This is a genomic window from Bacillus cereus group sp. MYBK95-2, from assembly GCF_051915225.1.
GTDB lineage: Bacteria > Bacillota > Bacilli > Bacillales > Bacillaceae_G > Bacillus_A > Bacillus_A cereus.
Window position 1 is genome coordinate 165,217 of record NZ_JBQAEH010000001.1, and the last position, 25,038, is coordinate 190,254.

A 25,038-nucleotide genomic window follows, 5' to 3' on the forward strand; every position below is an offset into this window, starting at 1 on the left:
GAAAAACCTCTCCATGCCGGAGAGATTTTTCTGAAATCATTAAAGCATTTCTTTTACTTTACGAACAACGTTCTCTACAGTAAATCCATACTCTTCCATAATCTTCTCACCAGGAGCAGAAGCACCGAATGTATCGATACCTAACACATCTCCTTCAAGACCTACGTAACGGTGCCATCCGAATGTAGCACCCATTTCGATTGCGAAACGTTTTGTTACTGCTTTTGGTAATACAGATTCTTTGTACTCTGCAGTTTGAGCTTCGAAGCGATCCATAGATGGCATGCTGACAACAGCTGCGTCAACGCCGTCTACTGCTAATGCTTTTTGAGCTTCAACAGCTAGGCTTACTTCAGATCCAGTTGCAAGTAAGATTACGTCAGCCGTTTCTTTCTTGCTTGCAGAAACTACATATGCACCTTTTGCTACTTTTTCATACGTATCATCTTTTGCACCTTCTAATGTTGGAAGGTCTTGACGAGTTAATACTAAAGCAGTTGGTTTGTTTGTAGATTCTAAAGCTAGTCTCCAAGCTGCAACAGATTCGTTACCATCAGCAGGACGGATAACAGAAACGTTTGGCATTGCACGAAGCGCTGCTAATTGCTCGATTGGTTCATGTGTTGGACCATCTTCACCAACAGCGATACTGTCATGTGTGAATACATACGTTACTGGCAATTGCATTAATGCTGCAAGGCGAATTGCTGGACGTAAGTAATCAGAGAATACGAAGAACGTACCACCGTAAGTTTTTAAACCACCATGTAGTGCAATACCGTTCATTGCTGCACCCATTGCGAACTCACGTACACCGTACCAAATGTTTTTACCGCTGTAATCATCTCTTGTAAAGTCTTTTTCGTTATTCATGTATGTTTTGTTAGAACCAGCAAGGTCAGCAGATCCACCGAAGAATGATGGTACAGACTCTGCAATTGCATTAATTACAGCACCAGAAGAATTACGAGTTGCTGCTTTTGATCCTAATTCATAAGTTGGTAAGTTTTGCTCCCAACCTTCTGGAAGTTGACCGTTCATTGCTGCTTGGAATTCGTTTGCTAATTCTGGGTATGCTTGTGCATATTCACCTAGCATCGTGTTCCACTCAGCTTGCGCAGTTTCACCAACATCTTGTACTGTTTTACGGAAGTTGTCATATACTTCTTCTGCTACGTGGAAGTCTTGCTCAGCAGTCCAAGCATATGCTTCTTTCGTTAATTTTGTTTCTTCTACACCAAGTGGAGAACCATGTGAAGCTGATTTTCCTGATTTGTTTGGAGAACCGAAACCAATTGTCGTTCTTACTTCAATTAGCGTTGGGCGTTTTTCGTCAGCTTTCGCTTCTTCAATTGCTTTCGCGATTGCTTCAATATCGTTTCCATCCTCAACACGGATTACTTGCCATCCGTATGCTTTGTAACGATCTTCTACACTTTCAGAGAATGAACGATTTAAATCGCCATCTAATGAAATATCGTTTGAATCGTAAAGCACAACAAGACGACCTAATTGTAAATGAGCAGCTAATGAAGATGCTTCAGCAGAAACGCCCTCCATTAAATCTCCATCACCACAAATAGCATATGTATAATGATCTACTACATTATACGCATCACGGTTATATTTAGCAGCTAAATGTCTTTCAGCCATTGCCATACCTACAGCAGTTGCAATACCTTGTCCAAGTGGACCAGTCGTTGCATCTACACCAGCTGTATGACCATACTCAGGATGTCCTGGAGTTTTGCTTCCCCATTGACGGAAGTTCTTTAAGTCATCCATTGTTACATCATAACCAGATAGGTGAAGTAGGCTGTATAATAACATTGAACCATGACCTGCAGATAATACGAAACGATCACGGTTAAACCACGTTGGGTTATTTGGATTGTGTTTCATAAATTGAGTCCATAATGTATAAGCCATTGGTGCTGCACCCATTGGCATTCCTGGGTGACCAGAGTTTGCTTTTTCAATCGCATCGATGGATAATGTGCGAATCGTGTTGATAGAAAGTTGTTCGATTGAATGTGACATGCTATTCTTCCCTTCGCTTATATTAGTAAACGTTTTATACATTTATATGATAGCTTCCCACGCAAGATTATACAACATGTATCGACAAATATGTTGATATTTTTTTGATTTTTTATAAAAAAATCAATGTTTCCGGGAATGTATGGGCATTCAATATGACATACTTTTTCATTATTTTTATTTTAAAAAGAAAGGGAATTATCTGTATATTTATACAAATTTCTTCTATACTTACTTTTTTAAATAAGTTTTTAAAAACATAAAAAAGCATCTAACTTCGATGCTTTTCAAATAAGTTAAACAATCCGTTTCCGAATCGAGCTTGAAATCAAATCAATTATAATTACCATTAAAATAATACCTAATAAAATAATACCAACACGAGACCAATTCCGTGAACTCAGCGCAAAAATTAAAGGTGTACCAATCCCTCCTGCTCCGATAACTCCTAAAATCGCAGCGGATCGTACATTAATTTCAAATCTGTATAACGTATACGATAGAAAATCTGGTAACACTTGCGGTAACACCGCATACCAAAGTATTTGAAAACGATTTGCTCCTGTTGCTAGTAATGCTTCCGTCGGTCCTTTATCTATGTTTTCAATTCCTTCTGAATATAGTTTTCCTAACATTCCAATAGAATGCAATCCTAAGGCTAATACTCCTGCAAAAGAGCCTGGACCAACAGCTTTTATAAATAAAAGAGCCATAACTAATTCAGGAAACGTACGAACAAAACTAAGTACAAATTTCCCAAATCCTGAAGTTAATTTTCCACTACTCATATTCGTTGCCGCCCAAAAAGCAAACGGAACAGATAAAAATGCAGAAATAAATGTACCTAATATCGCAATTGCCAACGTATCAATTAATCCATGTAATAAATCTTCACCATCTGGCAAAGATACATACGACCAGTCTGGAGTCAATATCCCTGTCATAATTGCTTTTGTAATTTCTCCCGCCGTTTCCTTTATTCCCTCTAGCGGTACTCCTGAAAAAGCCCATATATAAACAAATGTAAGTGCTATAAAAATAAACGAGCGATACACACTCGGTTTCTTCGGTTTTGGTACGATTATCGTCGTTTTACTCATTATAATTTCTCCCGCAACAATGTACTTACATAATCAATTACCAATACAACAACAAGAGTATAGATGATAATAGATGCAGTTTGTTGATATTGTAAAAATCCAAGTGTACGATCATAATATAGTCCAATACCACCTGCTCCTACTAAACCTAGGACAGCCGCTGCCCGTACATTCACCTCAAATGTATATAGTACATAGGAAACAAAGTGTGCTTTTACTTGTGGAATGACTCCATAAACAATCCATTGCACCTTATTAGCCCCTACAGCTGTCATCGCTTCTAGTGGGCCAGGGTCAATTGATTCAATTGATTCATACAACAATTTCGCCACGAGCCCAATTGAGAAAAAAGTAAGAGCTAAAATACCCGGAAGTGGTCCTATTCCAAAAATAGCTACGAAAATTGCCGCTAATAATAAATCTGGTATCGTTCGAATAAAATTTAAAATCAATCGAGCTGGACTGTATAAAAATGTACTAGTAAACACATTACTTGCCGCAAACAGTGCAAGTGGAATAGCTAAAATCGCTCCTAAAGTCGTCCCAATAATCGCCATACGTATTGTATCTAACATTGCTGTTGTAATAACTTGAAAATAACTCCAATCTGGCGGCACCATTTCTTTTAACAAATCCATTATATTAGGAAAACCAACTACTAGCTTTGAAAATGATGCGTCGACCTGTATACTACTTCCCCACAACAGTAAAATGAATAGAATAAACGTTAACATATGTTTTAACTTACTCGGCGGCTTCGGTATCGACTTCGAATATATCGTCACATCATTCATTTAGCTGCCACCTCTAACAATTCACTTTTCTGTGCTACGTCACCATAAATTTCAGCAAACTTTTCATCCGTTGCTGCTTCTACTAAACCATCAAAAACAATTTCGCCTGCATGTAATCCAATAATACGCGTCGCATATTGCCTAGCTAAAGCAATAGAATGTAAGTTTACAATTGTTGTAATTCCAAAATCTTCATTAATTTTCTTTAAATCATCTAATACTTGCTTTGTTGTTAGCGGATCTAACGACGCAACAGGTTCATCTGCCAATATGATTTTTGCTTCTTGCGCCAATGCTCTAGCTATCGATACACGTTGTTGTTGTCCTCCTGATAATTCATCAGCACGTGCATATGCTTTTTCTAAAATATTCACTCTTTTTAACGCTTGAAATGCGAGCTCCACATCCTCTTTCGGAAACAAACCTAACGTTGTACGCAATGTCGAATGATATCCAACACGGCCAGCTAATACATTCTTCAATACTGTTGATCGCTTTACAAGGTTAAAACTTTGAAAGATCATACCAATATCCCGGCGCATACGTCGTAAATCTTTTCCTTTTGCAGCAGTAATAGACTCACATTCAATCATGATTTCGCCTTCTGTAATCTCATGAAGACGATTTACCGATTTTAGAAGTGTAGACTTTCCAGCTCCGGACAGCCCTACCATTACAACAAACTCACCTTTTTGAATTTTCAAGTTTATATTATTCAATCCTTTTGTACCATTTGGATACACTTTGGAGACATTTCGAAATTCTATCACACATCTTACCTACCTTCTATGTATTCAAAACGGCAAACTAACTGAAAACATTCCCTTTCAGCTAGCTGCCATTTCCATATGTATTATTGCGTTTTTACTTTCTTCCCATATTCACGAACGATGTCAAATTTACTATCATCAGATTTAACATATCCTTCATGTGAATATACTTCTTTAATGATTTTGTGACCTTCCTCATTTTTTCCAATTTCAATGAAAGCATCCTGTAATTTCTTGCTCCACTCTTCATCTAAATCAGAACGTACCGAAATCGTATCGTTTGGAATTTTCTCCGTAAATTTCACTATTTTCGTTTGCTCGAATATATTCGGATAATCTTTTTTTACAATATTACGAGCATCTTGGAATACAACAGCTGCATCTACGTCACCATTTAAAAGAGCAATAAGCGACTGATCGTGACCTTTTAATGTAACAGGTTTCACATCTTTTAACGGATCAATTCCCTCTTTTAATAGAACAGCTGCAGGCCATACATACCCTGCTGATGATGTTACGTCTTGATAACCAATCTTTTTACCTTTTAAATCTTTTACACTATTTATATTAGAGTCTTTTTTAACAACAAACTCAGATTTATAATAATCTACTAAATCTTTTGTAGGAGCTCCTGTTTCATCCTCTACTCCAAAACGTTGTGCTTGTAAAATTACATTTGCAGCCTTCTTTTCATGTGCTAATACGTACGCTGTTGGCGGTAAAAATCCTACATCTACTTGTTTAGATGCCATCGCTTCTACAATTGTATTGTAGTTCGTTGAAATACTAACTTTTACTGGAATATTTAACTTATCACTTAATAGCTTCTCAAGCGGTTTTGCCTTCGCCTCTAACGTATCTGCATTTTGAGAAGGAACAAATTGAACATTTAAAGTCTTCGGTACATACCCTTTTTTCGTATCTTCATTTTTACTTGCACTTGATTCCTTCGTTCCACAGCCACTTAATAATCCCGCTGCTAGTACAACTGTTGTGCTCATTGCAAAAACTTTTTTCAACATATTAATGCCTCCATTTTTCATTGTTATAAAATAACCTTTCATAAACATGAAGAAATATATCACATATTTTTACAAATAATTGATTATTTACAGAATCTTTACACATTCTATACACTCACATTAAAATTCTCTTCACATATTTGATATGATGAATTGGAAGATAACAATAGAAAAGGTGAGTCATATTGGAACAAAATCAAACTGTAACTTTAAACATCTTATTAACAAGCGATATACATGGCACTGTTTATCCTATTCACTACCAAGATAACTCCCCAGCAGAACTTGGTTTAGCTAAAATTTCTACTCTTATAAAAAAAGAACGTTCCCAAAATACAAACGTTCTTTTAATTGATAATGGCGACTTTATTCAAGGAACACCATTTACTTATCATTATGTTACATACGAAAAAAACAAAAAAAACCCAATGTCCTTATTAGCAAATTACTTACAGTATGACGCTGCAATTATCGGCAATCATGAGTTTAATTACGGGATGGGTATATTAAATAACGCTGTGACTACTGCGAACTTCCCGTACCTATCAGCAAACATTTTAGATAAAAACATAAAGAAACCTTATTTCGGAAAACCTTATATAATCAAACAGATTGAATCCAATATAAAAATTGCTATTTTAGGGGTGACAACGCACTACATTACCAATTGGGAACAACCCCATCACATTAAAGACTTACAATTTGAAGATGCATTAGAAACAACGAAAAAGTGGGTTTCTTACATTCGCAAACATGAGAAACCAGATTTACTAGTCGTAGCGTATCACGGGGGAGTTGAACGAGATTTACAAACCGGGGTACCGACTGAAGTTTTAACAGGAGAAAACCAAGGATATGCAATGTGCCATGAAATTGACGACATAGATATTTTATTAACAGGCCACCAACACCGGGAAATTGCTCACACAATGGCTAACGGTGTAACAATTTTACAGACCGGATGTAATGGAAACTCAGTTGGAAAAGTAAAAATAACATTCGAAAAAACAAAACATAAATGGGTTAAAAAAGAGAGTTCTTCTGAATTATTATCTGTACAAGGAGTTGAGGCTGACCAAGATGTACTTTCATTGGTAGCCGATTACGAAGAGAAAACACAAAAGTGGCTTGATCAACCTATTGGAATCATTCAGGGGGATATGCAAATTTCAGATGCTATGCAAACTCGTTTGCATGATCATCCTTTTATCGAATTCATAAATAAAATACAGATGGATATAGCTAATGTATCAATTTCTTGTACAAGTTTGTTCCATAATACATCTCCAGGTTTCCCGGAACATGTAACAATGCGTGACATCGTTTCTAATTATATTTATCCAAACACATTAAAAGTAATTAGAATAACTGGAGCGGATATAAAAAATGCTCTTGAACTCTCTGCTTCTTATTTCACATTAAAAACAGATGGATCCATCACCGTAAGTCCTACCTACATAGAACCAAAGCCACAACATTATAATTATGATATGTGGGAAGGGATTTCATACGTATTAAACATTTCAAAACCAATTGGTGAAAGAGTAGAATCTTTACAGTATAACAGTGCTCCTCTTAATATGAATGAAGAATATGACGTTGTAATGAATAATTATCGTGCAAGTGGCGGGGGAAATTTCTTTATGTTTCAAAACAAACCGGTAGTAAAAGATATACCCACAGATATGTCTGAACTTATCGCTAATTATATATTGGAACATAAAACGATAGAAGCAACAGTTAATAACAACTGGAAAGTTATTAAATAACGATTTTTACATATAAAAAAGATGGGCTTCGCCCATCTTTTAATTTAATTTTGCATTATCTTGCTTTTTTAAAGCTTTTAATTTCGTCGGTGTAACATCTGTACCTTCTTCGTTAACAACTTTAATACCTTTAAGTTCGTTTAACATATTTTGACGAAATCCTTTTAAATATTGTTCACGTAGCGATTGACGCTCACGTTGCTCTTCTTCAGTTAAACCTTCAGCTTTTGCTTTTTTCGCTAAGAAGTTAATGCGTTCAACGAGTTCGTGATTAATCATCTCGAATCCCCCTTCTAATCAAAACTGATTATTATCATACAATAGTTACTCTTCTTTATCAAGCAATTGCTTCGTATACTCTACATATCTACGATGTACAGTCGCCTTTGAAACATTATGACCAAATCCACGTAATGTTGCTGCAATTTCTTCAAACGTGAGTTCACTTTTTCGCAAACGTACAATTTCCTCAATCGGCACTTCTTTTTTCTCTCTTCCTACACTTAAATGACGATTTTTTAAATTTTTTTCTGGACGATAACCTTTTTCTACTGCACGTTGCATACCTCGTTTAATTTTCAAATTATGAATCTTTCTTTGATATTCTTCAACAATACCAATAATATCTAATACCATTGAATCAGAATCCGACAATTGTAATTCACCATTATGTGTATGCGTATATACTTTTATGCCTTCTTTATGTAAACAATGCATTAACGCGATCTTCGCATTTCCTCTACCAAGACGCGTTTCATCTTGTATAAGTAACACATCAATTTGTTCGTCTCGAATTGTATCCAACACCTCTAATATACCGTCACGTTCAATTGTATATCCACTAGCCTGCTCTTCAATCACCTTAGTAACATTCATTTGATAGCGCTCAGCTAAATGCAATAATTCATCTTTTTGACGTAATAATGATGTTTCTTGCGCTTCTTTCGTTGTACTCACACGTGCATAAATAATTGCATTCATTTTGAACCCCTCTTTCTCCCTATTATTTCCCTATAGTGTAACATAAATCCGCCATTTGTTCGAACTTATGTTTGTAGAATGTTTTTTCACATGTTATACTTATTAATAAGAAAAATGAAAGAAAACGAGGTGTTAGAAAACATGGAAAAGTTAACGAAACGCCAGCAAGACATTCTCGACTTTATTAAGCTAAAAGTACAAGAAAAAGGATATCCACCTTCCGTACGTGAAATTGGTCAAGCAGTCGGCCTCGCTTCTAGTTCTACAGTGCACGGACATTTATCACGATTAGAAGAAAAAGGATACATTCGACGCGATCCAACAAAACCACGTGCCATTGAAATTTTAGGTGAAGACCGAATGGATACGGAAACACAATCTGTTATTCAAGTTCCAATTGTCGGAAAAGTCACTGCTGGTTTACCAATTACAGCGGTCGAAAGCGTAGAAGAACATTTCCCACTTCCAGCTAGTATTGTTGCTGGAGCAGACCAAGTGTTCATGTTACGTATTTCTGGAGATAGTATGATTGAAGCTGGTATTTTCGATGGAGATTTAGTTGTTGTTCGCCAACAGCAGTCTGCATATAATGGTGAAATTGTAGTCGCTTTAACAGAGGATAACGAAGCAACAGTTAAACGTTTCTATAAAGAAAAAGACCATTTCCGTCTACAACCAGAAAACTCTTCATTAGAACCTATCATTTTAAAACAAGTGTCAGTTATCGGGAAAGTAATTGGCGTATATCGTGATTTACATTAAAAATAACAAAAAGAAGATAATTACCTTATTTATATACGGTAATTATCTTCTTTTTGTATTTTGATAGATTTCCATGCATTCTATTTCTTATTAACGAGTTTCAATCGTCACATCTCCCGCAGCCGTTTTACCGCTAATCTTTTTACTACCATTTCCAATTGTTACATTTTTATTTTCTTCATTAAAAATTGTTACATCTCCAGCAGCACTTTGCCCAGTAATTACCGCATCTTGTGGTTTTTCCGATAAAGTAATATCTATATCTCCCGCAGTTGAACTTGCTTCTAGATTATACTTAGAATCATGATCTTGAATATTTATTTCCCCACTTGTTGTTTTTGCGGTCACTTTCCCTAATACCTTCTTAAAGTTCACCTCACCAGCTTTTGTCGATCCCTCCACATTCTTAGCCGTTACTTGTTTCAACTCTACTTCTCCAGTAAGTGTTCTAACACTTACGCTATCACTTTTCACATCACTCATTTCGATTTGTCCAGCAGATGAATTTACTTTTATATCTTGGTAAGAGCGTTCGGGCACAAGGAGAGTCAATTTAGACGTTTGAAACCTAAAATTGTAAAAAGAAAAATCAAATGAAGCACCTTTTTCTCTTTCCCCAATAATTTTTAATGTGTCACCATCTTCTGCGATACGAATCTCTTGTTTACGTACATCTCCCGATTGCTTTACATAAAAAGAAGAGTCAGGAGATTTTTGGACAATAATATCCCCGGCATCTAACTTAACTTCTATATTTTTTAATGTTTCGTTTTTAATTACATTTTCTTTATCGCCTTTTTCAGCAGTTTGTACTGCTTTTTCATATGTTTGGGAAATTCCTATTACTCCAATAATGATACAAGCGATAGCGATTAAAAATAGTTTTTTCATCATTTACTCTCCTTTTATCATTTTGAAGTTCCATATTACATATCGTACACACAATCTCTTAAACCACTTTGTACTATAAAAAGCGATAATACATAACAATAAACCTACCCCAACAAACGTTATACTAACGAAAAGATCCAACCATATAAAAGTACCCATAAATACTTTTCCAATAACGAAAAATGGTGTTACTACACTAGCAATACCACCGATCCAAAAAGAAAATATAAAAGCAATAATTGCGACTAACGGGCCTAACACAATAATAAAATTAAACAAACTAAGTCCAATCGCTGCCATAACAGCTCTTGTCACATTTGAAGTCGATGGATTTTTTTTCATTTCATCGAAGCGATACATCGCAAGTAATTCTTTCGCGATTACTTTCGGAGAACCAAGGCCCTGTATTATTTCCGATTCAGTTTTCCCCTCTTCTAGTCCAAACTGAAAGTGCTCTTCATAATCCAATAAAATATCTTGCCTCTCTTCCTCTGGTAACTTTCTAAGATAACTTGATAATTCTTTAAGAAACCCTTCTTTACTCATCCCATTCCACCCCTTCAATAATTTCTTGTACCCCTTTCGCAAAATCACGCCATTCTGTTACTAACAAATGAAATTGCGTCTCCCCTTGCTCTGTTAATTGATAATATTTACGAGGTGGCCCTTCCGTAGATTCCTTTAAATACGTTTGAAAATACCCTTCTTTCGTCAAACGACGTAATAAAGGGTATACTGATCCTTCCGATATTAAAAATTTATTAGAAATTTGCTGAACAAGTTCATAACCGTAACTATCTTTACGTTTTACAAGTGCTAATACACAAAGTTCAAGCACACCTTTTTTAAATTGAACGTTCAAGTGCCATCCTCCTTTCCTATCTTAGTACTGTTCAATACACGGTACCTGTTTTATCCATAATATACCACTTAGTATTGTTTATTGCAAGGTACTAAACTATATTTATTCCCTAAATTTAGAAAATGAACTAACGAAATCCTGAATAAGACTGCGTTATAACTAAGCATCATTACGTTAATATCATTGAGTGATAATCTGATTCACAAGCCACAAACTTATAGCCTTGCAGATGAGGACATAAAAATCATCGCTCGCGTTGTACAGGCAGTAAAGAATTATTAAGTTATAGCACAAGTGATTTAAAAAAGATAAAATCAATTCTTTTGAAAAGATTTTCTTAGTAACATGATTCAAAATAACCAAAAACAATCCATTATCTAGTAGTTAATATATCCAATAACTTCACTAAAAAAGCCCTGATACCGTAGTATCAAGGCTTTTTTAGTTCATAAATTATATAAAACTTACGTTTATCTGATAATGTTTTTCTATGATATCACTACTTGTTATTAATTATTGGCTTTTATGTGGTTGTTTTTCATTTTGCAACCACATAAAATTGTAATAATAGGGAATTAAAAAACCCTTGATACTAGTTGTATCAAGGGTTCAAGCCTCTTAGTATAGAGACATATATTGATCGCGTTCCCATTGGTGAACTTGTGTTCTAAAGATATCCCACTCAATCTCTTTCGCTTCGATGAAGTGCTCAAGTAAGTGTTCTCCTAGTGCACCGCATACTACTTCATTAGATTGTAATGTAACTAATGCTTGCGCTAATGTTGCTGGTAAGTCAACGATACCTGCTTCTTCGCGCTCTTCTTTTGTCATTACATAGATGTTACGATCTACTGCTGCTGGTGGAGTTAATTTGTTTTTAATTCCATCAAGACCTGCAGCTAATAATGTAGCCATTACTAAATATGGGTTTGCAGCTGGGTCAACACTACGCACTTCTACGCGTGTACTAATACCACGAGATGCAGGGATACGTACTAACGGACTACGGTTTTGTGCAGACCATGCTACGTAACAAGGCGCTTCATATCCAGGTACTAGACGTTTATATGAGTTTACAGTTGGGTTTGCTATCGCTGTAAATGCTGGTGCATGTTTTAAAATACCTGCGATGAAGTGACGAGCATCATCACTTAATTGTAAGTCACCGTTTGCATCAAAGAATACGTTCTCACCATTTTTAAATAATGATAAGTTACAGTGCATACCTGAACCGTTCACACCGTATAGTGGTTTTGGCATAAACGTTGCGTGTAAACCATGTTTACGAGCAATTGTTTTTACAACAAGTTTGAATGTTTGAATGTCATCACATGAGCGAATTGCATTTGCATATTTAAAGTCAATTTCGTGCTGTCCTGGAGCAACCTCATGGTGAGATGCTTCAATTTCAAATCCCATTTCTTCAAGTTCAAGAACGATATCACGACGACAGTTTTCCCCTAGATCCATCGGCGCAAGGTCGAAGTATCCACCGTTATCGTTTAGTTCTAATGTTGGATTTCCTTTTTCATCAACCTTAAATAGGAAGAATTCTGGCTCTGGTCCAAGATTGAAGTCTGAAAATCCTAAAGCTTCCATTTCTTTTAACACACGTTTTAAGTTGTTACGTGGGTCTCCATCAAATGGAGTGCCATCTGCATTGTAAATATCACAGATTAGTCGAGCTACTTTACCTTTTTCAGCTGTCCAAGGGAAAATTACCCAAGTGTCTAAATCAGGATATAAATACATATCAGACTCTTCAATACGTACGAAACCTTCAATCGAAGATCCATCAAACATCATTTTGTTATCAAGAGCTTTCGTTAATTGTCTCACTGGAATCTCTACGTTTTTAATTACCCCTAAAAGGTCCGTAAATTGTAAACGGATATACTTTACATTCTCTTCTTTCGCCAAACGGAAAATATCTTCTTTTGTGTATCTAGACATTATAAATTCCTCCTTAGTCCCTCTAATCGCCTTCAGAATCAGTTATCTTTAGTGAAAAAATCTTGAAATGTCACCTTGTCGCAATGAAGTTCGATTGAATCTACCTGTATGTTGTAGTTCATCTCGAAGTATTTTGCGAAGCTCAGTTTTTGAAATTTCTTTCGTTTCTTCTTTTACTTTCACTGCTTCTGTTTGATTTTCTTTCATTAGTAACACTTGTTTAATACCAGCCATATTCAGGCCTTGATCTAACAAATCTTTAATTTCTAACAACTTATCTACATCGTTAAATGAAAATAATCTACGATTCCCCTTTGTACGGGTTGGAGAAACAAGATTATGCTCTTCATAGTAGCGAATTTGACGTGCAGACAATTGTGTTAAATCCATAACAATACCAATAGGAAACAGCGGGGCAGAACGTCTATCTTCTTTCATTTTTCAGTTCCTCCTTCGCCTTAACTGCTTCTCATTTTATACCATGTTATATTTAGTGTCAATAGATGTTAGCTTTTCTCACATGATTTTTTATAATTTTTTTTACGAATTTTTTCATTCTTTTTTCTAATCGCATAAATCATTACTTTTATACGAAAAAAGCTGCCAAAATCGACAGCTTCCCATTAAGAAATTATTAATAAATTCTTTTCAATCAATTCGTCAATCGCAGAACAAATCGCAATTTTAACATGCGAATACGTTAAGCCACCTTGCACATACGCAACATACGGTGGTCTAATTGGACCATCAGCAGACAATTCAATACTTGCACCTTGAATAAACGTTCCCGCCGCCATGATTACATCATCTTCATAACCTGGCATATAGTTTGCATACGGAGTAAAATGCGAATTAATTGGAGATGCATATTGAATCGCTTGGCAGAAGGCAATCATACGGTCTTTATCATCAAATTGAACCGATTGAATTAAGTCTGTTCTTGGCGCATTCCACGCTGGTGACGTGTTCATTCCTAACTTTTCTAAAAACGCAGCTGTAAAAATTGCACCTTTCAGCGCTTGTCCTGCAACATGTGGCGCTAAGAAGAACCCTTGATACATTTCTTGCAGACTGTATAAAGACGCTCCAGCTTCCGCACCAATTCCCGGAGATGTTAAACGATATGCACACGCTTCAACATACTGTTCTTTCCCGACAATATAACCGCCAGTTTTAACAATTCCGCCGCCCGGGTTTTTAATAAGTGAACCCGCCATTAAATCTGCACCAACATGACATGGCTCTTGCTCTTCAATAAACTCGCCATAACAGTTATCTACAAACACAACAACATCAGGTTTAATTTCTTTAACAAACGCGATCATCTCTTTAATTTGAGAAATAGTAAACGATGGACGAGTAGCATAACCTTTCGAACGCTGAATACCGATCATTTTCGTATTATTATGAATCGCCGCTGCAACAGCCTCAAAATCAACAAGCCCAGCACTAGTTAGCGGAACTGCATTGTAACCGATATTATATTCTTTAAATGAACCTACACCTTTCCCACGCACACCAACAATTTCCTCTAACGTATCATACGGTTTCCCAGTGATATATAATAACTCATCTCCCGGGCGTAAAATACCAAATAACGCTGTAGAGATAGCGTGAGTACCTGAAATAATTTGCGGACGAACAAGTCCAGCTTCCGCCCCAAATACATCAGCATACACTTTTTCTAACGTATCACGGCCAATATCATCATAACCATAACCTGTTGTCGGGATAAAATGCGAGTCACTAATTTTATGTTTCCGAAAACTTTCTAATACACGAAACTGATTGCTTTCAATCACTTCATCCGCACGTTTATGTACTTCTGTAATCTGACTCTCTACTTCTTTTACAATTGGAGCAATTTTTTCTCCATTTTTCAAACGATCAAACATTTTTATTTTCTCCTTCTTCCACTAAAAATCTCTTTAATTGCACATTAAGCGATGAATGAGTAAAAATATACCCTGCACAATCATATACAAATTTATCTTCTAGAAACTCCATCTTTGCTAATAGAGTTTCCGTCTTTAAAAGCGTTAACAACTTACCTTCACTCGGAGGGATTTCCACTCGATAACAATCCATTTCTTTCTTCATCTTCGTTTCTATCGCTTCTTTTATACGCAATAAATCACTTTCTTCAAAAGCACTAGTCATTAAGAAATCACTTTTCTGAAACGGAATAAAGTTTTGATGTAATTCATCTTTTTTATTATATAACGTAATAATAGGAATATGGTTAATTTCAAGTTCTGATAATAATCGTTTTACTGTTTTTTCATGCCCTATGTAGTTAGAATCCGCGGAATCAACTACATGTAAAATGACATCTGCTTCCCCCGCTTCTTCCAGTGTCGAACGAAAAGCAGCGATTAATGAAGTGGGTAAATCTTGTATAAAACCAACAGTATCAGTTAGTAATACTGTATAACCAGAAGGTAACGGCATCTTCCTCGTCGTTGGGTCTAATGTTGCAAACAGAAGGTTTTCTTCAAACGTATCAGCTTCCGTTAATCTATTAAACAGTGTCGATTTCCCTGCATTTGTATACCCTATTAACGAAACTTGAAATACTTTATTATCTTTTCTTCTCTCACGATATCTTTTTCGATGTTCCACAACAACTGCAAGTTGTTTCTTTATTTCATCAATACGGGATCGAATATGACGACGATCCGTCTCTAATTTCGTCTCACCCGGTCCTCTCGTTCCAATACCACCACCAAGACGCGATAAGGACAATCCCTGCCCCATAAGACGCGGCATTGTATATTGCAACTGAGCTAATTCTACTTGAAGCTTACCTTCCCTCGACTTCGCACGTTGCGCAAAAATATCCAGTATTAGTTGCGTTCGATCAATTACTCTCGCATTTAATACTGAGGATAAATTCCGAATTTGACTCGGCGTTAATTCATTATTAAATACAATAACATCCGGCTCTAATTCTTCAGTTAACATTGTAAGCTCTTCTAATTTCCCTTTACCTATGTAAGTTGCCGGATGAAACTTTGGTCGTTTTTGCGTTGTTGACACTAACAATTCTGCTCGTGCAGTCTTCGCTAGTGATGCAAGCTCTTTCATGGAATGCATAAATTTTTCATCATCATCTTGTGGCAATTGACAGCCTACTAATATGACTTTTTCTTTTTCTTCCATCAAATATGTTCACTCATCCTTTTCGAAATTTAAACCTTCTAATATAATAGCAGAGGAAGCACATTTCATCTAGTTAGCGGGGGAGAAAATTCATGGCATGGGAGATTTTTAGCATCATAGGCACAATCGCTTTCGCACTAAGCGGAGCCATTGTTGCAATGGAAGAGGATTATGATATTTTCGGGGTGTATATTTTAGGAATGGCAACCGCATTTGGGGGAGGTGCCCTTCGTAATTTATTAATCGGTTATCCGATTGTCGCATTTTGGCAACAAGACATGTTATTCCAAATCGCACTTTTATCAATGACTATTATTTTTCTTTTTCCAAATAAGTTAATTAGACATTGGAAAAAGTGGGAAAATATCACTGACGCTATCGGCTTATCAGCATTTGCTGTACAAGGAGCATTATATGCCCAAAAATTAAATTTACCAATTAGCGCCACAATTGTAGCAGCTGTTTTAACTGGTATCGGCGGCGGTATCATTCGCGATCTTTTAGCCCGCAGAAAACCTCTCGTTCTTCGAGCTGAAGTATATGCCTTTTGGACAATTTTAGCAGGTTTCTTAATTGGCGCTCAAATTATTGTTAGCGATTGGGCTCTTTACATTTTATTCATTTTAATTGTTTGCTTCCGCATGGTTTCTATTCATTACAAATGGCATTTACCGCACAGACGTATCGAAACGAAAGAACGTTCAATGCATAAATAGCAATCTAACCTCTTTACATATCGTAAAGAGGTTTTTCTTTTCTAACGATTTTTTCTTTATATAATGTTTATACTAATTTTTAAAGTGAGGTGAATACAAATGACAAACCACGTTAATAAAGGAGCTCAAAAAAGCTCAGTAAATCAATTCGGGCACGATCCTAATTCAGCACACGAAAAGAGCGCTAAAATGGAACACTTCCATAAAGCACACCAAGAAAAAGCAAAAAAAGAGTAAACGAACTTATACACAAAAATCGACGCACAGTTTATGTACTGTGCGTCTCCTCTTCGAGCATCAAATCCATGCTCGATATTCCAATTAAATCATTTTTATCATAGGCATCTTCTTGCAACAACCGCATCGCCTGTGTACGAATTGATTTTTCAACAATATTCCGTACATACCGCCCATTACTAAACGATGTAATTTGCGACGAATACTTTACAGCATGTAAATGATCCCTAAATTTCCATTCAGCCTCTTTCGATAACTGATATTCACGCTCTTCATACATTCTTTTCCCAATTTCCAACAACTGATTTACCGAGTAATCCGCAAATTCAATAATAAATGGAAAACGAGATTGCAGCCCTGGATTTAATGAAAGAAAGTGATTCATCTCTCTTGAATATCCAGCTAAAATCAATACAAAACCATGTTGTTTATCTTCCATATGTTTTACAAGCGTATCAATTGCTTCTTTTCCAAAGTCCTTCTCTCCTCCTCGAGCTAAAGAATACGCCTCATCAATAAACAAAATACCTCCCATTGCTTTTTTTATTAAGTCTCTTGTTTTTTGGGCTGTATGGCCGATGTACTCTCCTACAAGATCAGCACGTTCAGCTTCAACCAAGTGGCCTTTCGATAGAATATTCATCTCAAACAGCAATTTTCCTATCATTCTAGCAACTGTTGTCTTCCCTGTACCTGGATTCCCTTTAAACAGCATATGAAGTACTTGCTTCTCTGACTTCAATCCCTTCTCTTGTCTTTTTTTATTCACATAAATCCAAGCATATATTTCTTTTATTATCTTTTTTATATCATCCATCCCAACAAGCTTCCCCATCTCTTCTTCAATTCTCTGCAGCATTTCATGTTTAATTGTAGTTTCATTTGAAATTACCGTTTTATTTTCTGCGGCTGGCAAAGAAATTTTCTTTCGATGGTTTAACACAATATTAATTTGATTATTGTTTTTCTTTCGCATCGATTGTTCCATACAATCACCTCATTTTATCCACTCACCAAATATTATTATTCCTGTCCCCCTTGTAAATGCCTATTTTCAGAAAAGTTTGCTATAATATAAGAAATAATTAAGGTGGTGGGACTATGGAGACAACGGAATTCCATGATACAATACAAGCCTTTTCTATTTTTTTATTGAATAAAGGCCGAAAACCCTCAACTATTAAACGTTATGTTTATGACGTTGAAGACTTCGGACATTGGTTAGAAAAAAACAAAAAGCTCCCTTCCAGTAATATATGGGCTACACTTTGTACAAAAGACTACGAAGATTACTTTTCCGATTTAAAAACGAATCGACATTACTCAGAAAAAACAATGCATCGTGTATTTATTGTACTAAATAGAATGCATCATTTTCTAAACATTCCTAATCCATTGAAAAATATGGAGATATCTATTCAACCAGACCGTACACTTCGTAACGAAGATTTCATTTCACCTGATGAAGAAAAAAGGTTAAAGTATATAGTCACTTCATTAGAAGGACTTTCAGAAAAACAACTTCCTGTGCGCCCCTTATTAATGGATCGCAATATTGCTATTTTAAATCTATTGATTGACTACGGTTTATCCTTACAAGAACTTACAGCATTAACAATGCATCACGTTCACTTTGAAACTAACACATTATCAATCCCAGCAACCGCAGGTGTAGAAAGAACAATTACATTAGCAAAAGAAGACAAAAAACAACTATATAATTATTACAAAAGCATCCCGGAACCAGTTCGTCCTAAATACCATAGTGATGATCCATTATTTGTCGCATTCGATTTTAACCGTGGAACATACAGGTGGGTATATGAAAATGATGCACCAAAGGCATTAACGGAAATTGCTATACAAAAAATGATTCGCCTCGAAGTGGCTAGAGCCAATTTACGTAAAGGAATTTCAGGACAACATTTTCGTAACACCTATATTTTAAACTTAATAAAAAAAGAAACTCCTGAATCAGAAATTATAAAACTCGCTGGATTCAAATCAAAAATTTCATTAAAGCGATATTATCAATACGCAGAAAATAGAAAAAACGCCTTATTGTAAGGCGTTTTTTCTATTTTTTCTTTAAACAAACGATTTTATTATGACCATTTAACTAATTTCTGCATCTACTATGATGAGTTTCGTTCACATTTTCGTGAGAAAGGAGAGATTTAATGTCTCGTTATAACGACAATCAAAACAAATTCTCCAAACCATGCTTTCCAAGTAGCGCCGGACGAATTCCAAATACTCCATCAATCCCAATTACTAAAGCTCAACTTAGAACATTTCGTGCGATTATTATTGATTTAACAAAAATAATCCCAAAACTTTTCGCAAATCCATCTCCCCAAAATATTGAAGATCTAATCGATACATTGAACCTACTGAGTAAATTTATTTGTTCACTAGACGCTACTTCCTCCCTGAAAGCACAAGGGTTAGCTATTATTAAAAACTTAATAACTATATTAAGAAATCCAACCTTTGTAGCAAGCGCTGTATTTATTGAGCTTCAAAATCTCATTAACTATTTACTATACATTACAAAATTATTCCGAATTGACCCTTGCACACTTCAAGAGCTCCTTAAATTAATAGCAGCATTACAAACTGCTCTAGTTAATTCTGCTTCGTTCATTCAAGGACCTACCGGACCTACTGGACCAGCAGGCGCTACTGGTGCCACTGGGCCTCGAGGTAACACGGGCGCTACTGGACCTACCGGTGCCACTGGGCCTCGAGGTAACACGGGCGCTACTGGACCTACCGGTGCCACTGGGCCTCGAGGTAACACGGGCGCTACTGGTGCCACTGGACCTCAAGGTAACACGGGCGCTACTGGACCTACCGGTGCCACTGGGCCCCGAGGTAACACAGGCGCTACTGGACCTCGAGGTAACACGGGCGCTACTGGCGCCACTGGACCTCAAGGTAACACGGGCGCTACTGGACCTACCGGTGCCACTGGGCCCCGAGGTAACACAGGCGCTACTGGACCTACCGGTGCCACTGGACCTCGAGGTAACACGGGCGCTACTGGCGCTACTGGACCTCAAGGTAACACAGGTGCTACTGGTGCCACTGGACCTCAGGGTGTTCAAGGTAACACAGGTGCTACCGGCGCTACTGGTGCTACTGGACCTCAAGGTAACACGGGTGCCACTGGCGCTACTGGTATAGGAGTTACCGGACCTACTGGACCTTCTGGCGGGCCTCCTGGACCTACTGGACCTCAAGGTAACACAGGTGCTACTGGTGCTACTGGACCTCAAGGTGTTCAAGGTAACACAGGTGCTACCGGCGCTACTGGTGCTACTGGACCTCAAGGTGTTCAAGGTAACACAGGTGCTACCGGCGCTACTGGTGCCACTGGACCTCAGGGTGTTCAAGGTAACACAGGTGCTACCGGCGCTACTGGACCTCAGGGTGTTCAAGGTAACACAGGTGCTACCGGCGCTACTGGTGCTACTGGACCTCAAGGTGTTCAAGGTAACACAGGTGCTACCGGCGCTACTGGCGCTACTGGACCTCAAGGTGTTCAAGGTAACACAGGTGCTACCGGCGCTACTGGCGCTACTGGACCTCAAGGTGTTCAAGGTAACACAGGTGCTACTGGTGCCACTGGACCTCAGGGTGTTCAAGGTAACACAGGGGCTACCGGCGCTACTGGACCTCAGGGTGTTCAAGGTAACACGGGGGCTACCGGCGCTACTGGCGCTACTGGACCTCAAGGTGTTCAAGGTAACACAGGGGCTACCGGCGCTACTGGTGCTACTGGTGCTACTGGACCTCAGGGTGTTCAAGGTAACACAGGTGCTACCGGCGCTACTGGCGCTACTGGACCTCAAGGTGTTCAAGGTAACACAGGGGCTACCGGCGCTACTGGTGCTACTGGACCTCAAGGTGTTCAAGGTAACACAGGGGCTACCGGCGCTACTGGACCTCAGGGTGTTCAAGGTAACACAGGTGCTACCGGCGCTACTGGTGCTACTGGACCTCAAGGTGTTCAAGGTAACACAGGTGCTACCGGCGCTACTGGCGCTACTGGACCTCAAGGTGTTCAAGGTAACACAGGGGCTACCGGCGCTACTGGCGCTACTGGACCTCAAGGTGTTCAAGGTAACACAGGTGCTACTGGTGCTACTGGACCTCAAGGTGTTCAAGGTAACACAGGTGCTACTGGTGCCACTGGACCTCAGGGTGTTCAAGGTAACACAGGTGCTACCGGCGCTACTGGACCTCAGGGTGTTCAAGGTAACACGGGGGCTACCGGCGCTACTGGCGCTACTGGACCTCAAGGTGTTCAAGGTAACACAGGTGCTACCGGCGCTACTGGTGCTACTGGTGCTACTGGACCTCAGGGTGTTCAAGGTAACACGGGGGCTACCGGCGCTACTGGCGCTACTGGACCTCAAGGTGTTCAAGGTAACACAGGTGCTACCGGCGCTACTGGACCTCAGGGTGTTCAAGGTAACACAGGTGCTACCGGCGCTACTGGCGCTACTGGACCTCAAGGTGTTCAAGGTAACACAGGTGCTACCGGCGCTACTGGTGCTACTGGACCTCAAGGTGTTCAAGGTAACACGGGTGCTACTGGTGCTACTGGACCTCAAGGTGTTCAAGGTAACACAGGTGCTACCGGTGCCACTGGACCTCAAGGTGTTCAAGGCAACACAGGTGCTACTGGCGCTACTGGACCTCAAGGTGTTCAAGGTAACACGGGTGCTACTGGACCTCAAGGCATTCAAGGACCAACGGGTGCTACCGGCGCTACTGGTATAGGAGTTACTGGACCTACTGGACCTTCTGGTGGACCTACCGGACCTACTGGGCCTACTGGACCTAGCTTCCCTATAGCAACAATTGTTGTAACAAACAATATTCAGCAAACAGTACTGCAATTTAATAACTTTATTTTTAGTACTGCAATTAACGTAAACAATATTATCTTCAACGGCACAGATACAGTTACTGTTATTAACGGTGGTATTTATGTAATTAGCGTATCCATTTCTACAACTGCGCCAGGATGCGCTCCACTCGGAGTAGGAATTTCAATTAATGGAGCAGTCGCAACTGATAATTTCTCTTCAAATTTAATAGGCGACTCACTTTCATTTACTACAATCGAAACATTAGCAGCTGGTGCAAGAATTTCTGTTCAATCTACTCTTAATGAGATTACGATCCCTGCGACAGGAAATACTAACATCCGCCTTACTGTATTTAGAATCGCTTAAATTTCATCATATATTGTTTATGACAAATAAAAAAAGAGCGAGGAAACTCGCTCTTTTTTTGTTATGTACAATAATTCATTACTATTCTAATTCAATTGAAACATTTTTTTGTGGTACAAATGTGGAAATTGCATGTTTATAAATAAGCTGTTGCTTACCTTCTGTTTCCAGCAGGACTGTAAAATTATCAAATCCTTTAATTAGTCCACGAAGCTGGAAACCATTTAATAAGTACAGCGTAACAAACGTATTTTCTTTACGGAGTTGATTTAAAAACTGATCTTGAATATTGATTGATTGCTTCATGTCGAATCCTCCTCTTTTTCTCTACTTACTATTATTCGACTTTACTTGTAACTTTCCTTCTATGTATCGTAAAATTTCTGACGTTTTTTCACCGTCTGTAACATCAAACCACGTGACATCCATTTTATTACGGAACCACGTTAATTGACGTTTTGCATAACGACGCGAATTCGTCTTTAATTGTGACACCGCATCTTCTAAAGAGGCTCGATTCTCAAAATAATCATAGATTTCTTTATATCCAATCGCTTGAATAGATTGACAATCTCGTATCCCTCTATTATACAGCCCTTCTACTTCCTCTAATAGGCCTTGTTCCATCATCAAATCCACTCGTAAGTTAATGCGATCGTATAGCATTTCTCGATCCATTGTCAAGCCAATTAATGAAACATCATAGAGTAACTCTTTTTCTTGTTTCTCAATTTGTTCACTCATTTTTTCACCCGTCGTGTGGAAAATTTCTAACGCCCGAATGACACGTCGTACATTATTTGCATGAATACGCTCCGCACTTTCTGGATCTACTTCTTGCAATTTTTTATGTACATATTCCACACCGCGTTCTAAAGCTAACTTTTCCATTTGCTCTCGGTATATCACATCACCAGCATCATCTGTAAACTGATAATCGAATAAAACAGATTGTATATAAAGACCGGTCCCACCAACTATAATTGGTAATTTACCACGTTCTGTAATTTCTCGAATATGCTTGCGAACACGTTCTTGAAATTCCGCGACAGAAAATGAATCTTCCGGATTTTTTATATCGATCATATAATGTGGAATTCCGTCCATCTCTGCTTTTGTTACCTTTGCAGTTCCAATATCCATCGTTCGATAGATCTGCATGGAATCACCACTAATAATTTCACCGTTCAACACTTTGGCAAGATCGATACTTAACTTCGTCTTTCCAACAGCAGTTGGTCCAATGATGACAGCAACTTTTTCACGTTGCACTTCTCCCATATCATTCAACTCTCTTTATGTAATATACTCCATCTATTGATTATACCCAATCTTACCAATTTTAACGGCATGATTGCAAGTTCTTTCATTTCGGTACATGAAATTATACAGAAAAAAGAACATAGTTTGTCCAATTCTGCATATACATGATAAAAATAGTTTCGAGAGGATGAGTTAACTATGAAACAATCCACCATCAATTTTTCATCTTTGACAAAAGACCTCATTTTAGCCACTTCTACAAAAGAACAAAATTGTTCACAAGAGGAATTATACTTCGCCCTAAATTGTTTACTACGGGCTTTTCATTCTACTCTCCATGAAACAACATTACATCCAGAAAATAAAAATACAGAATATATACAAACGCAATTTTGCAGTGCATATAAAATTATTACAGGTAAAACTATTTATCCATTTCAATAATCCATAAAAAGCGGCTGCTTACATAGTTTTAAGCAACCGCTTTTTATATTAATATCGATAACCTATTGTATAACTTTCACTTTTACAGATTTGCGCCCCCAGCTATTAGCACTACCATCTGAACCGACTAATACATCAATACGATTTCCTTTAATCGCACCACCGGTGTCTCCAGCAATCGCTTCTCCATATCCTTCTACCCATACTTTTGATCCAAGCGGAATTACTTTCGGATCAACAGCAATTACTTTCATATTTGGATTTGCTGTTAAATCATGCCCCATTGCAGTTAATACACGACCACCATACGAACCATTCTCACTCGGATCTGCTGTATATGCCGTCGCTTCTACTGTAATTTCACGACCACCAGTAGGCGCACTTGTTTCAGTAGATTTTGCAACTGGTTTTGCAGCCGGTTTTGCTTTTACCACAGGTTTACTTGATTCTACATTCTTAATAGAATCGTTACTCTTAACAGACTCTTTATTCTTAACTACTGTATTATTTTTAACTGGCGTATTTGTTCTAGCTGGTGCTTCTTCTTGAGCTACAACCTCTTTCTTTTCGATTACAGGTGCTGTTCCTGTTAAAAATGGCACGTGAACATATCCAACTTTTCCATTGTAGTCGAATTGTAACCATTCATTTTGAACTTGATTCGTCGTTTCAATCACATCATTTTTATTAAGTTTACCTAAAATTTCAGAATCAGTATTCGCTCCAGCACGAACATTTAATACGCCCGCCGTTACATAATATGTGCTCTTTGTAAAATCGGCACTTACAAACGCTTCCTTACCGTTCAACTTAATTTTTGTCCATCCATTTTCTGTATTTATAACATCTAGTGTATTCCCACTGAACACTTTACCTACAAGCTTTGACTCTACATTTGGGTTTTCTCTAACATTTAATATGTCTGTTGTTACAATTGTTTCCGCTTTAGCAGAACCCGCAAAAATCCCAAGACCAAAAACTGCTGCTGTTGCTATACCTAATAATTTTTTCATGAATAGCCTC

25 protein-coding genes and 1 pseudogene are annotated in these 25,038 nt (G+C 37.8%); 8 read left to right on the forward strand and 18 right to left on the reverse strand.

The genetic code is table 11. The features are described 5' to 3' along the window. Positions 1 to 39: 39 nt before the first annotated feature. The 5 genes from tkt to ACTFN4_RS00825 all read right to left on the reverse strand — a co-directional run bounded on the left by tkt (position 40) and on the right by ACTFN4_RS00825 (position 5,726). Entirely contained in the window at positions 40 to 2,040 is a 2,001-nt protein-coding gene (gene tkt / locus ACTFN4_RS00805) for a transketolase (RefSeq protein WP_000019766.1), read from the reverse strand. 296 nt (positions 2,041 to 2,336) lie between these two features. Continuing rightward, positions 2,337 to 3,140 carry a phosphonate ABC transporter, permease protein PhnE gene (gene phnE, locus ACTFN4_RS00810; protein ID WP_000047897.1) on the reverse strand — a complete coding sequence of 268 codons (804 nt, stop codon included), beginning with the start codon at positions 3,138 to 3,140 and terminating at the stop codon, positions 2,337 to 2,339. Further along, complete coding sequence (gene phnE, locus ACTFN4_RS00815; protein WP_001000763.1) at positions 3,140 to 3,934, reverse strand: phosphonate ABC transporter, permease protein PhnE; 795 nt, start codon at positions 3,932 to 3,934, stop codon at positions 3,140 to 3,142. Before phnE (ACTFN4_RS00815) ends, phnE (ACTFN4_RS00810) begins: the two co-directional genes overlap by 1 nt. Next, positions 3,931 to 4,704 (reverse strand): phosphonate ABC transporter ATP-binding protein, encoded by a 774-nt coding sequence (gene phnC / locus ACTFN4_RS00820; protein ID WP_000569244.1) that lies wholly within the window; start codon positions 4,702 to 4,704, stop codon positions 3,931 to 3,933. Before phnC ends, phnE (ACTFN4_RS00815) begins: the two co-directional genes overlap by 4 nt. 83 nt (positions 4,705 to 4,787) lie before the next feature. After that, positions 4,788 to 5,726 carry a phosphate/phosphite/phosphonate ABC transporter substrate-binding protein gene (locus tag ACTFN4_RS00825; protein WP_000915065.1) on the reverse strand — a complete coding sequence of 313 codons (939 nt, stop codon included), beginning with the start codon at positions 5,724 to 5,726 and terminating at the stop codon, positions 4,788 to 4,790. Between the two features lie 185 nt (positions 5,727 to 5,911). Between ACTFN4_RS00825 and ACTFN4_RS00830 the strand changes: the two genes are divergently transcribed. After that, the gene (locus tag ACTFN4_RS00830; protein ID WP_086401140.1) at positions 5,912 to 7,495 is read left to right on the forward strand and encodes a bifunctional metallophosphatase/5'-nucleotidase; all 1,584 of its coding nucleotides are present in this window, start codon (positions 5,912 to 5,914) and stop codon (positions 7,493 to 7,495) included. A 39-nt stretch (positions 7,496 to 7,534) separates the two neighbouring features. Here the strand turns inward: ACTFN4_RS00830 and ACTFN4_RS00835 are convergent, their stop codons facing one another. Together ACTFN4_RS00835 and ACTFN4_RS00840 are read right to left on the reverse strand one after the other, a co-directional pair. Beyond that, positions 7,535 to 7,774, reverse strand: a complete 240-nt coding sequence (locus ACTFN4_RS00835) for a DUF896 domain-containing protein (protein WP_000607015.1) — start codon at positions 7,772 to 7,774, stop codon at positions 7,535 to 7,537. A 45-nt stretch (positions 7,775 to 7,819) separates the two neighbouring features. After that, positions 7,820 to 8,476, reverse strand: a complete 657-nt coding sequence (locus tag ACTFN4_RS00840; protein WP_000991469.1) for a YneB family resolvase-like protein — start codon at positions 8,474 to 8,476, stop codon at positions 7,820 to 7,822. A 141-nt stretch (positions 8,477 to 8,617) separates the two neighbouring features. Between ACTFN4_RS00840 and lexA the strand changes: the two genes are divergently transcribed. After that, positions 8,618 to 9,238 carry a transcriptional repressor LexA gene (gene lexA / locus ACTFN4_RS00845; protein ID WP_000413738.1) on the forward strand — a complete coding sequence of 207 codons (621 nt, stop codon included), beginning with the start codon at positions 8,618 to 8,620 and terminating at the stop codon, positions 9,236 to 9,238. Between the two features lie 90 nt (positions 9,239 to 9,328). Here the strand turns inward: lexA and ACTFN4_RS00850 are convergent, their stop codons facing one another. From ACTFN4_RS00850 to ACTFN4_RS00860, 3 genes are read right to left on the reverse strand one after another with little or no spacing between them, the layout of a single operon-like run. Further along, positions 9,329 to 10,132, reverse strand: coding sequence for a DUF4097 family beta strand repeat-containing protein (locus ACTFN4_RS00850; RefSeq protein WP_439962027.1), 804 nt, complete (start codon positions 10,130 to 10,132; stop codon positions 9,329 to 9,331). Next, positions 10,133 to 10,675, reverse strand: a complete 543-nt coding sequence (locus ACTFN4_RS00855) for a DUF1700 domain-containing protein (protein WP_000031383.1) — start codon at positions 10,673 to 10,675, stop codon at positions 10,133 to 10,135. It abuts the gene before it with no gap. Further along, positions 10,668 to 10,991: a PadR family transcriptional regulator gene (locus ACTFN4_RS00860; protein ID WP_001102628.1), complete on the reverse strand. Its 324-nt coding sequence runs from the start codon at positions 10,989 to 10,991 to the stop codon at positions 10,668 to 10,670. Before ACTFN4_RS00860 ends, ACTFN4_RS00855 begins: the two co-directional genes overlap by 8 nt. Before the next feature lie 162 nt (positions 10,992 to 11,153). On the opposite strand from ACTFN4_RS00860, the pseudogene ACTFN4_RS00865 reads away from it, so the two are divergent. Further along, positions 11,154 to 11,273: pseudogene (locus ACTFN4_RS00865) on the forward strand (LexA family protein); the annotation flags it as partial. A gap of 336 nt (positions 11,274 to 11,609) precedes the next feature. On the opposite strand, the gene glnA reads toward ACTFN4_RS00865, so the two are convergent. The 4 genes from glnA to hflX form a co-directional block, all read right to left on the reverse strand. Continuing rightward, positions 11,610 to 12,944, reverse strand: a complete 1,335-nt coding sequence (glnA, locus tag ACTFN4_RS00870) for a type I glutamate--ammonia ligase (RefSeq protein WP_000092763.1) — start codon at positions 12,942 to 12,944, stop codon at positions 11,610 to 11,612. A 48-nt stretch (positions 12,945 to 12,992) separates the two neighbouring features. After that, a complete protein-coding gene (glnR, locus tag ACTFN4_RS00875; RefSeq protein ID WP_000656783.1) occupies positions 12,993 to 13,382 on the reverse strand; it encodes a transcriptional repressor GlnR in 390 nt (129 codons plus the stop codon). Between the two features lie 185 nt (positions 13,383 to 13,567). Next, the gene (locus tag ACTFN4_RS00880; protein ID WP_000460304.1) at positions 13,568 to 14,839 is read right to left on the reverse strand and encodes a methionine gamma-lyase family protein; all 1,272 of its coding nucleotides are present in this window, start codon (positions 14,837 to 14,839) and stop codon (positions 13,568 to 13,570) included. Then, positions 14,832 to 16,106 (reverse strand): GTPase HflX, encoded by a 1,275-nt coding sequence (hflX, locus tag ACTFN4_RS00885; RefSeq protein ID WP_439962028.1) that lies wholly within the window; start codon positions 16,104 to 16,106, stop codon positions 14,832 to 14,834. The genes ACTFN4_RS00880 and hflX overlap by 8 nt, the downstream gene beginning before the upstream one ends. A gap of 92 nt (positions 16,107 to 16,198) precedes the next feature. Between hflX and ACTFN4_RS00890 the strand changes: the two genes are divergently transcribed. After that, a complete protein-coding gene (locus tag ACTFN4_RS00890; protein ID WP_000312267.1) occupies positions 16,199 to 16,822 on the forward strand; it encodes a trimeric intracellular cation channel family protein in 624 nt (207 codons plus the stop codon). 99 nt (positions 16,823 to 16,921) lie between these two features. Then, positions 16,922 to 17,059, forward strand: a complete 138-nt coding sequence (locus tag ACTFN4_RS00895; protein WP_000181500.1) for a hypothetical protein — start codon at positions 16,922 to 16,924, stop codon at positions 17,057 to 17,059. 31 nt (positions 17,060 to 17,090) lie between these two features. On the opposite strand, the gene spoVK is transcribed toward ACTFN4_RS00895, so the two are convergent. Continuing rightward, positions 17,091 to 18,047 (reverse strand): stage V sporulation protein K, encoded by a 957-nt coding sequence (gene spoVK, locus ACTFN4_RS00900; protein WP_000438178.1) that lies wholly within the window; start codon positions 18,045 to 18,047, stop codon positions 17,091 to 17,093. A 113-nt stretch (positions 18,048 to 18,160) separates the two neighbouring features. Here spoVK and ACTFN4_RS00905 point away from each other — a divergent pair, with 113 nt between their 5' ends. Together ACTFN4_RS00905 and ACTFN4_RS00910 are read left to right on the forward strand one after the other, a co-directional pair. After that, positions 18,161 to 19,126 carry a tyrosine-type recombinase/integrase gene (locus ACTFN4_RS00905; RefSeq protein ID WP_000450326.1) on the forward strand — a complete coding sequence of 322 codons (966 nt, stop codon included), beginning with the start codon at positions 18,161 to 18,163 and terminating at the stop codon, positions 19,124 to 19,126. 113 nt (positions 19,127 to 19,239) lie between these two features. Next, positions 19,240 to 22,308 carry a Gly-Xaa-Xaa repeat protein gene (locus ACTFN4_RS00910; protein WP_439962029.1) on the forward strand — a complete coding sequence of 1,023 codons (3,069 nt, stop codon included), beginning with the start codon at positions 19,240 to 19,242 and terminating at the stop codon, positions 22,306 to 22,308. Positions 22,309 to 22,389: 81 nt separating this feature from the next. Here the strand turns inward: ACTFN4_RS00910 and hfq are convergent, their stop codons facing one another. Both hfq and miaA read right to left on the reverse strand, forming a co-directional pair. Next, complete coding sequence (hfq, locus tag ACTFN4_RS00915) at positions 22,390 to 22,614, reverse strand: RNA chaperone Hfq (protein ID WP_000813896.1); 225 nt, start codon at positions 22,612 to 22,614, stop codon at positions 22,390 to 22,392. A gap of 21 nt (positions 22,615 to 22,635) precedes the next feature. Continuing rightward, entirely contained in the window at positions 22,636 to 23,589 is a 954-nt protein-coding gene (gene miaA, locus ACTFN4_RS00920) for a tRNA (adenosine(37)-N6)-dimethylallyltransferase MiaA (protein ID WP_000504956.1), read from the reverse strand. A 180-nt stretch (positions 23,590 to 23,769) separates the two neighbouring features. On the opposite strand from miaA, the gene ACTFN4_RS00925 reads away from it, so the two are divergent. Beyond that, positions 23,770 to 24,015 carry a hypothetical protein gene (locus tag ACTFN4_RS00925; RefSeq protein WP_000814429.1) on the forward strand — a complete coding sequence of 82 codons (246 nt, stop codon included), beginning with the start codon at positions 23,770 to 23,772 and terminating at the stop codon, positions 24,013 to 24,015. 62 nt (positions 24,016 to 24,077) lie between these two features. Here ACTFN4_RS00925 and entD read toward each other — a convergent pair whose 3' ends face one another. Further along, complete coding sequence (gene entD / locus ACTFN4_RS00930; protein WP_439962030.1) at positions 24,078 to 25,028, reverse strand: cell wall-binding protein EntD; 951 nt, start codon at positions 25,026 to 25,028, stop codon at positions 24,078 to 24,080. Between the last annotated feature and the right edge of the window lie 10 nt (positions 25,029 to 25,038).

Coding starts and splice junctions, on each gene's coding strand:
- ACTFN4_RS00880 (WP_000460304.1), bottom strand. CDS start 14,839: ATGTTTGATCGTTTGAAAAATGGAGAAAAAATTGCTCCAATTGTAAAA.
- spoVK (WP_000438178.1), bottom strand. CDS start 18,047: ATGGAACAATCGATGCGAAAGAAAAACAATAATCAAATTAATATTGTG.
- entD (WP_439962030.1), bottom strand. CDS start 25,028: ATGAAAAAATTATTAGGTATAGCAACAGCAGCAGTTTTTGGTCTTGGG.
- hfq (WP_000813896.1), bottom strand. CDS start 22,614: ATGAAGCAATCAATCAATATTCAAGATCAGTTTTTAAATCAACTCCGT.
- ACTFN4_RS00825 (WP_000915065.1), bottom strand. CDS start 5,726: ATGTTGAAAAAAGTTTTTGCAATGAGCACAACAGTTGTACTAGCAGCG.
- ACTFN4_RS00835 (WP_000607015.1), bottom strand. CDS start 7,774: ATGATTAATCACGAACTCGTTGAACGCATTAACTTCTTAGCGAAAAAA.
- ACTFN4_RS00905 (WP_000450326.1), top strand. CDS start 18,161: ATGGAGACAACGGAATTCCATGATACAATACAAGCCTTTTCTATTTTT.
- phnE (WP_001000763.1), bottom strand. CDS start 3,934: ATGAATGATGTGACGATATATTCGAAGTCGATACCGAAGCCGCCGAGT.
- ACTFN4_RS00895 (WP_000181500.1), top strand. CDS start 16,922: ATGACAAACCACGTTAATAAAGGAGCTCAAAAAAGCTCAGTAAATCAA.
- ACTFN4_RS00925 (WP_000814429.1), top strand. CDS start 23,770: ATGAAACAATCCACCATCAATTTTTCATCTTTGACAAAAGACCTCATT.
- phnE (WP_000047897.1), bottom strand. CDS start 3,140: ATGAGTAAAACGACGATAATCGTACCAAAACCGAAGAAACCGAGTGTG.
- hflX (WP_439962028.1), bottom strand. CDS start 16,106: ATGGAAGAAAAAGAAAAAGTCATATTAGTAGGCTGTCAATTGCCACAA.
- ACTFN4_RS00890 (WP_000312267.1), top strand. CDS start 16,199: ATGGCATGGGAGATTTTTAGCATCATAGGCACAATCGCTTTCGCACTA.
- tkt (WP_000019766.1), bottom strand. CDS start 2,040: ATGTCACATTCAATCGAACAACTTTCTATCAACACGATTCGCACATTA.
- ACTFN4_RS00855 (WP_000031383.1), bottom strand. CDS start 10,675: ATGAGTAAAGAAGGGTTTCTTAAAGAATTATCAAGTTATCTTAGAAAG.
- glnA (WP_000092763.1), bottom strand. CDS start 12,944: ATGTCTAGATACACAAAAGAAGATATTTTCCGTTTGGCGAAAGAAGAG.
- ACTFN4_RS00910 (WP_439962029.1), top strand. CDS start 19,240: ATGTCTCGTTATAACGACAATCAAAACAAATTCTCCAAACCATGCTTT.
- lexA (WP_000413738.1), top strand. CDS start 8,618: ATGGAAAAGTTAACGAAACGCCAGCAAGACATTCTCGACTTTATTAAG.
- miaA (WP_000504956.1), bottom strand. CDS start 23,589: ATGGGAGAAGTGCAACGTGAAAAAGTTGCTGTCATCATTGGACCAACT.
- ACTFN4_RS00840 (WP_000991469.1), bottom strand. CDS start 8,476: ATGAATGCAATTATTTATGCACGTGTGAGTACAACGAAAGAAGCGCAA.
- ACTFN4_RS00850 (WP_439962027.1), bottom strand. CDS start 10,132: ATGATGAAAAAACTATTTTTAATCGCTATCGCTTGTATCATTATTGGA.
- glnR (WP_000656783.1), bottom strand. CDS start 13,382: ATGAAAGAAGATAGACGTTCTGCCCCGCTGTTTCCTATTGGTATTGTT.